At 72.0% G+C, this 7,077-nt stretch carries 8 protein-coding genes; 3 read left to right on the forward strand and 5 right to left on the reverse strand.

What is annotated here, in order from left to right:
• Positions 1-347 precede the first annotated feature (347 nt).
• The gene (locus ABD250_RS12645; protein WP_182653651.1) at positions 348-1,178 is read right to left on the reverse strand and encodes an HAD family hydrolase; all 831 of its coding nucleotides are present in this window, start codon (positions 1,176-1,178) and stop codon (positions 348-350) included.
• Entirely contained in the window at positions 1,175-1,996 is an 822-nt protein-coding gene (locus ABD250_RS12650) for a 1-acyl-sn-glycerol-3-phosphate acyltransferase (protein WP_179524225.1), read from the reverse strand. The genes ABD250_RS12645 and ABD250_RS12650 overlap by 4 nt, the downstream gene beginning before the upstream one ends.
• Before the next feature lie 60 nt (positions 1,997-2,056).
• Between ABD250_RS12650 and ABD250_RS12655 the strand changes: the two genes are divergently transcribed.
• Positions 2,057-2,575 (forward strand): hotdog fold thioesterase, encoded by a 519-nt coding sequence (locus tag ABD250_RS12655; protein ID WP_182659544.1) that lies wholly within the window; start codon positions 2,057-2,059, stop codon positions 2,573-2,575.
• A 73-nt stretch (positions 2,576-2,648) separates the two neighbouring features.
• On the opposite strand, the gene serS is transcribed toward ABD250_RS12655, so the two are convergent.
• Entirely contained in the window at positions 2,649-3,911 is a 1,263-nt protein-coding gene (gene serS, locus ABD250_RS12660) for a serine--tRNA ligase (RefSeq protein WP_179524223.1), read from the reverse strand.
• A gap of 36 nt (positions 3,912-3,947) precedes the next feature.
• Positions 3,948-4,391 carry an ankyrin repeat domain-containing protein gene (locus ABD250_RS12665; protein WP_179524222.1) on the reverse strand — a complete coding sequence of 148 codons (444 nt, stop codon included), beginning with the start codon at positions 4,389-4,391 and terminating at the stop codon, positions 3,948-3,950.
• Positions 4,392-4,437: 46 nt separating this feature from the next.
• Here ABD250_RS12665 and ABD250_RS12670 point away from each other — a divergent pair, with 46 nt between their 5' ends.
• Both ABD250_RS12670 and ABD250_RS12675 read left to right on the forward strand, forming a co-directional pair.
• A complete protein-coding gene (locus ABD250_RS12670; protein WP_241730850.1) occupies positions 4,438-5,553 on the forward strand; it encodes a septum formation family protein in 1,116 nt (371 codons plus the stop codon).
• The gene (locus ABD250_RS12675; protein WP_182659545.1) at positions 5,550-5,900 is read left to right on the forward strand and encodes a metallopeptidase family protein; all 351 of its coding nucleotides are present in this window, start codon (positions 5,550-5,552) and stop codon (positions 5,898-5,900) included. The genes ABD250_RS12670 and ABD250_RS12675 overlap by 4 nt, the downstream gene beginning before the upstream one ends.
• Before the next feature lie 13 nt (positions 5,901-5,913).
• Here the strand turns inward: ABD250_RS12675 and ABD250_RS12680 are convergent.
• Positions 5,914-7,077: AMP-binding protein (locus ABD250_RS12680; protein WP_344392596.1), on the reverse strand; the 1,164-nt coding region annotated here is incomplete at its 5' end.

Here is a 7,077-nt window from a genome sequence, read left to right on the forward strand (position 1 = left end):
GACTCGCGGACCGGGTCCCACCAGGTGTGCCCGCCGCCCCGACAACGGGGCGGCGGGCACACCGGGGAAGTGGCGGGGACCGGTCCGCGCAGACAATTCACGAACCCGCCACCCGGGTATCCCCCGCCCCGGCATCCGCTGGCGCGGCATCCGCTGGCGCGGCATCTGCTGGCGCGGCATCCGCGACCGCGCCTGCGCACCTGGAACGCGTTCGCCCACGTCGATGCACTCGCGCGCGCACCGAAGTGCGCGCCAGCGATCATCGCCAGGAGCGGCTGAGCGACCGGGCCGGGCGGGGCGAGGGCTGTGGGCTGTGGGCTGTGATCTATGGGCTGTGGGCTGTGGGCTCAGACCCACCAGCGGCGCAGCACGTGCGCCAGCCCCGCCTCGTCGTTGCTCAGCGTGATCTCGTCGGCCGCGGCGTGCACCGACGGGATGGCGTTGCCCATCGCCACGCCGTGGTCCGCCCAACGCAGCATCTCCAGGTCGTTGGGCATGTCACCGAAGGCGACAGTCACCGGGACGGCGGACGGCAGGGCCGTGGAGGCCGCGGTGGCGGCGGCGATCTCGGTCAGGCCGCTGGCCTTGGTCACCCCGCGGGCCGCGAACTCGATCAGCCCGTCGGTCGTGGAGTAGGTGACGTCGGCGAGGTGGTCGACCTCGCCGCGGAGCGCGGCCACCATGTCGGCGCTGGGCACCCCGGGAACCCGGGCCAACAGTTTGAGGACCGGCGCGGAGAGCACCTCGGCGTGCCCTACCTCCAGGTGTGCGGGATGGATCCAGGCGTGCTCGTAGTCCGGGCTGGCCACGAAGTCGGCGTCCGCCGCGTCGGTGCCCAGCCGCTCGGCCGCGATCCCGCTGTGCGGGAGCCTCCGGCGCAGCACCTCGTCGATCGCGGCGAGAGTGTCCGGTTCGAGCAGCCGGGTGGACAGGAACTCGCCGGTGTCGGTGTCCATGATCACCGCGCCGTTCGCGCAGACCGCGAGCGGTGCGACGGGCAACTGGTCGACGACCTGGTCCAGCCACCTCGGGGGGCGCCCGGTGGCCAGCACGAACGTCGCGCCGTCCGCGACGAGGTCCGCCACGACCGCCCGGTTGGCCGCCGGGATGAGGTCGTCGGTGCCGAGCAGGGTCCCGTCGACGTCCGTGGCGACGAGCAGAGGTCTGGACCGGGTCACGGAGCGTCCGGGCCCGCCGGTCCCTTCGGGGCGTCGGAGGCGTCGGCGGACGGGTCCACGGCCTTCTCCGCCCGTCGGCGCATCCGCTCGGCGTGCTCGGCCTCGTCGAGGGCGGTGGCCTCCTCGAGGGTCGGGGCCGAACCGCCGAGACGGGCCGGGACCCAGTTCGCACCGGGCGGGTACGGGCCGTAGCGCTGCGCGTACTCGTCCTGCAGCCGCTCGAGGGTGGCCTGCATCCGCGAGCGCAGCTCCTCGGTGCACTCCTCCACCGGCTCGTACGCCGGCGTCGGCTCGCCGACCTCCATCATGATCGGCACCTTCGGGCGCAGCAGCTTCTTGGGCAGGCCCTTGGTCCACACCCGCTGCGAGCCCCACAGGGTCACCGTGATGATCGGGACGTCGGCGGCGAGCGCCATCCGCACCGCACCGGACTTGAAGCCCTTGACCTCGAAACTGCGACTGATGGTGGCCTCGGGGAACACGCCCACCAGCTCTCCGGCCTTGAGCCGGTCCACCGCCTCGTCGAACGACGCCTTACCCGCCGTGCGGTCGACCGGGATGTGCTTGAGCTCCCGCATGATCGGCCCGGAGACCTTGTGGTCGAACACCTCGACCTTGGCCATGTAGCGGATGAACCGCTTGTGCAGGCGCGCCGGGATGCCGCCGTAGACGAAGTCGAGGTACCCGGTGTGGTTCATCACCACCACGGCCCCGCCGACCTCGGGGAAGTTGCGCTCGCCGCGCATCGTGATGTCCAGTCCCTGGACTTTGAACATTGTCCGGGCGAACCCGATGATCCCCGTATAGAGCAGCTCCACGGGCCCCAGCGTAGCGGCCCACCACGGGGGGCGTGATCCACTGCCGGTAGGTTCGGCGGGGTGGATGACGACGAGCCCTTCGATTCGGTCGACCCCGCGGCGCGCAGTCGCCACTATTCGTGGCCGCCGCTGCCCACCGAGTCCGAGCGCAGCCCGCACGCGGGCCTGGACGCCCTGCGGAGGATCGTCGACGGCGAGCGTCACCTCTCCCCCGGCGCGCACACGCTCGGTCTGGCACTCTCCTCGGCGTCCGATCGAGTGGTCACCATGACCGCCTCACCCGGAGAGTGGGCCCTGAACAACGGGGGGACGGTGCACGGCGGGATCGTCTCGGGGTGGGTCGACTCCGCCCTGGGCTACGCCACCGCGACGGTCGTCGACGAGGGCGTGGGCTACAGCACGCTCGACCTGACCGTCCGGTACATCCGCGCGCTCAGGCTGGAGAAGACCCCCGCGACTATCCACGCCGAGGTCGAGCACGTGGGCCGGTCGACGTGCGTCGTCCAGGCCAGGGTCCTCGACACCGACGGTCGGACCTGCGCCAGCGCGAGCGGCGTGATGATGCTCTTCCGCCCCTGACCCGGCCTGGAGGAGGGACGACGCCCCCCGTCATCACGAGTACCGGGGCATCGCGACTACCGGGCCATCGCGACTACCGGGGTGGCTCGAGCACGTCCTTGCCGACGAACGGCCGCAGCGCCTCGGGCACGACCACGGAACCGTCCGCCTGCTGGTGGTTCTCCAGGATCGCCACGAGCCAGCGCGTGGTGGCCAGCGTGCCGTTGAGGGTGGCGGCCGTCTGGGGCTTTCCCCCCTCGTCCCGGTAGCGCACCCCCAGCCGGCGGGCCTGGAACGTCGTGCAGTTGGACGTGGACGTGAGCTCCCGGTAGGCACCCTGGGTCGGGACCCACGCCTCGCAGTCGTACTTGCGGGCGGCCGACGACCCCAGGTCCCCACCGGCGATGTCGATCACGCGGAACGGCAGCCCCATGGCCTGCAGCATCTCCTTCTCGAAGCCCAGGAGGCGCAGGTGCTCGGCGTGGGCCTCCTCCGGCTTGCACCAGGAGAACATCTCGACCTTGTCGAACTGGTGCACGCGGATGATGCCGCGGGTGTCCTTGCCGTGGCTGCCGGCCTCACGCCGGAAGCAGGAGGACCAGCCGACGTACCGCTTGGGTCCGGCCGACAGGTCCAGGATCTCGCCCTGGTGGTAGCCGGCGAGCGCGACCTCGGAGGTGCCCACCAGGTAGAGGTCGTCGGCCTCGAGCCGGTAGATCTCGTCGGCGTGGGCGCCGAGGAACCCGGTGCCCTGCATGATCTCGGGGCGCACCAGAACCGGCGGGATCATGAGTGTGAAGCCGTTGGCGGTGGCCTTCTGCGCCGCCAACTGCAGCATGCCCAGCTGCAGGAGTGCGCCGTAGCCGGTAAGGAAGTAGAAGCGCGCGCCCGAGACCTTGGCGCCGCGTTCCATGTCCAGCAGCCCCAGACTCTCCCCGAGCTCGAGGTGGTCCCTCGGCTCGAAGTCGAAGCTCGGGATCTCTCCGATCCGCTCGATCTCCACGAAGTCGTCCTCGCCCCCGGCGGGGGTCCCCGCCTCGACGACGTTGGAGAGGAGCCGCTGGAGTCGGTCGACCTCGGCCGCGGCGGACTTCTCCGCCTCCTCGGCGTCCTTGACCGCCTGCTTGAGCGCACCCGCCGCCTCGAGCAGCGCGGGGCGGTCCTCCGGCGAGGCCTGACCGACCTTCTTGCCGTGCGCCTTCTGCTCGGCGCGCGCGCCGTCCGCGGCGGAGATCGAGGACCGGCGGGCCTCGTCGGCGGCCAGCAGCCGGTCGACCAGCGAGGGGTCCTCGCCGCGGGTGCGCTGGGAATCGCGGACGAGGTCGGGGTTCTCGCGGAGGAGCCTGAGATCGATCACGGCGACCAGCCTAGCGGCCCCGTCCCACCACCCGAACTAGACGCCGAAGAGTTCGAGGAAGGCGTCCTTCTCGAACATCCGGGCGGTGTCGACCGCGGTGGGCGTCCCCCCGTTGGGGTCCGCACCGCCCTCGAACAGCACCCGGACCACCTCGCCGTACCCCTTGAACACCGCCCCCGCGAGCGGGGTCTGCCCGCGGTCGTTCGCGCGGTCGACATCCGCGCCGCGGGCGAGCAGCGCCCGGACGGTGTCGGGATGCCCGTTGTAGGCGGCCAACATGAGCAGCGCGTCACCGCGCTCGTTCGTCAGGTCCGGGCTCACCCCAGCGTCGACGTAGGCGGCCAGGCGTTCGGTCTCGCCGTCCCGGGCGAGCTGGAAGAGCATCTGTGCGAACTCGAGGACCTCCGGGTCGACCCCCTCGCGCGGCGCGCGGGTTCCGCTGTCCGGGCCGCCGGCCTCGTCTCGGTTCTGTCCGCTCATGCCCTGAATCCTATCGGGGCGGCGAAGTTGCGGCATCATGGATGCGATGATCACCTCCTCGCGATCACCACACCCGGGCCGGTCACTGCTCCGGACCCGGGGCGCGGTCATGGCCTCACTCGTCGCGATCCTGTCCGGCGGGGCGATCACCGGTGGACTCATGGCCTCGGCCATGGGGGATCCGAACTCCGCGACGGCGGAACGGATCGCGGCCATCGTCCCGCAGGTCGACCCGAGGACGTTGTCCGGGCCCGCCTACGCGAACGCGGCCCCGGGAACGTGCCTGACCTGGCAGGTCGACGCGGCCGACCGCGTCACCGCGTTCACGACCGTCGACTGCGCGGAGCCCCACCGCTTCGAGGTCGCCGGCCGCATCGACCTCTCCGGGGTACCCGGGTTCGGCGAGAACACCCCGCTCCCGGACAACTCGAGGTTGGTCCCGATCGGCACCGATCGCTGCTTGCCGCTGATCACCCGCTACGCGGGGGGCCGCGAGGTCGACCCGGCGGGTCGGTTCACCGGGCTGGTCGTCCCCCCGTCCGAGGAGGGCTGGGCCAAGGGCGACCACACCGTGTTGTGCGGCGTCGCCGCGGCCGAACTCAACGGCCGGTCGACCACCTCGACAGGGGTGTTCGCGGAGGCCGACCAGCACCGACGGTGGGACCCCGGCACCTGCCTGGGGTTCACCGACGAGGGACTTCCCGGTGCGCCGGTGCCGTGTTCGGAGGACCACGCGATCGAGGTGGTCTCCGACGTCGACGTCTCCGGACTCTTCCCGGACGCGCCCACCCCGCCCGAGCCGCGGGTGCAGTCCGAGCTCACCGCGGACGCCTGCCTCGCCGCCGGGACCGCCTACCTGGGCGACGGGGAGGCCCTGCGCCGCACCACCCTGATCTCCACGCTCGTCAACCCGATCTCACAGATCTCGTGGGCGACCGGGAGCCGCACCGTCAACTGCGGGCTGATGCGGGCCGCCGACCCCGGGCCGTTCGCGGTGCTGCGGGGGTCCGCGCGGCAGGGAGTGCTGATCGACGGCTCCACCCCGGTGCCACCCACCACCACCGAGGTCCCGCCACCCGGGGTCGGCCAGGGGACACCCGGCACGCCGACCGACCCGGATCCCGGGACCGTGTCCGTCCCGATCCCCGGCGGTACGCCGTGAGCATCGTCGTGGCCGACTCCCGGTTCGAGTCGCTCGTCGACGACGCACTGGACTCCGTCCCGGACGCGTTGTTCGACGCGATGGACAACGTGGTGGTCCTCATCGCCGACCGCCATCCGGAGGAACCGGGCCTCCTGGGCCTGTACGAGGGCGTGGCGTTGACCGAGCGTGACACCACCTACTCGGGTTTCCTGCCCGACACGATCACGATCTACCGGGGTGCGCTGTGCGACTTCTGCTCCACCGAGGAGCAGTTGGTCCACGAGGTGGCGGTGACGGTCATCCACGAGATCGCCCACCACTTCGGGATCGAGGAGCACACCCTGCACGCCCTCGGCTGGGGCTGACCGGACCTGGGCATCACAGCTGGTCCGACGTGACCAGCCCGTCCCGCACCGCCTTGGTCAGCCGCACGTACCCGCCTGTACCGGGATCGCGGATCCAGGTTCGCGGGCCGGCCTTCGGCAGGCCCCGGGCGGCGAATCCGGTGGCGTCCGGCCGATACCAGTTCGTCACCGGGATGTCGTCGACGACGTGGACGATATCCGGTCGGCCGGTGGGCGGGACCGAGGCGAGTGCGCCACCGACGTCGGCCGCGGTGATCGCCGTGGAGCCCCACCGGCTCACCGCGACGACGGCGACCGGACCCGTGGCAGCGGACACGCCGTACAGCACGGCGAGGTCGACCTCGGGCAGATCCCCGAGCGCGTCGGCGACCTGGATCGGGAACACCGGGCCGTGCGCCGTGCGGACCACCGTGCTCGCCTGGCCGAGCTGCCAGTAGTCACCGTCCCGGTCACGCTCGAAGATGTCGTCGGTGGACACCCACGTGTCGCCCCGACGGAACACCCCGCGCAGCCGGCGAACGGAGGCGTCCACCCGGAGACGGGGCCGGGTGAGGAGCACGCCGGGCGCGCCGACCCCGCTCGGCACGGCGTAGCCACCGGGACCGGTCCTGATCGCGCCCGAGTCGGGGTCGACCTCGACGAGCCGCACCTCGGCGGTGCCGGGCAGCGGACGGCCGCGCGCGCCTTGCTTGGTCGTCGAGAGATTGGCGAGGACGACATCGACCTCGGTGCCGGAGTAGAACTCGAGGACCCGGGTCCCCGGGTAGCGGTCCAGCAGCCGCCGCCACACCCCGCGGGGCATGCCCGATCCCATGAAGAGCGGGATCGCCGGGAGGGTCTCGCCCGGATGCACCGGCCGACGGACCAGCTCGCGCATCATCGCCCACGTGTAGGACACGGCCGTGACCCCGTAGCGGCGGATCTCCTCGTCGAAGGTCGCAGGGTCGAATCCGCGCGACAGCGCGATCCGGGACCCGGCGGCCACGGCCCCGCCGACGGCGGTGAGCAGACCGGACGGGTGATGGAGTGGACTGAGGCAGTACACCGTCGACGCGGCGGTCAGGCGCGCGGCGCTGGCGGTGCCGAACGCGGAGAGCGCCCACCGGTGGTTGGTCACGAGCTTGGTCTGCCATGCTCCCGTCGAGCGGGTGAAGACGACGAAGGCGAGGTCGCCGGC

Origin of the sequence: Dietzia cercidiphylli (genome assembly GCF_039531545.1) — a bacterium.
GTDB lineage: Bacteria > Actinomycetota > Actinomycetes > Mycobacteriales > Mycobacteriaceae > Dietzia > Dietzia natronolimnaea.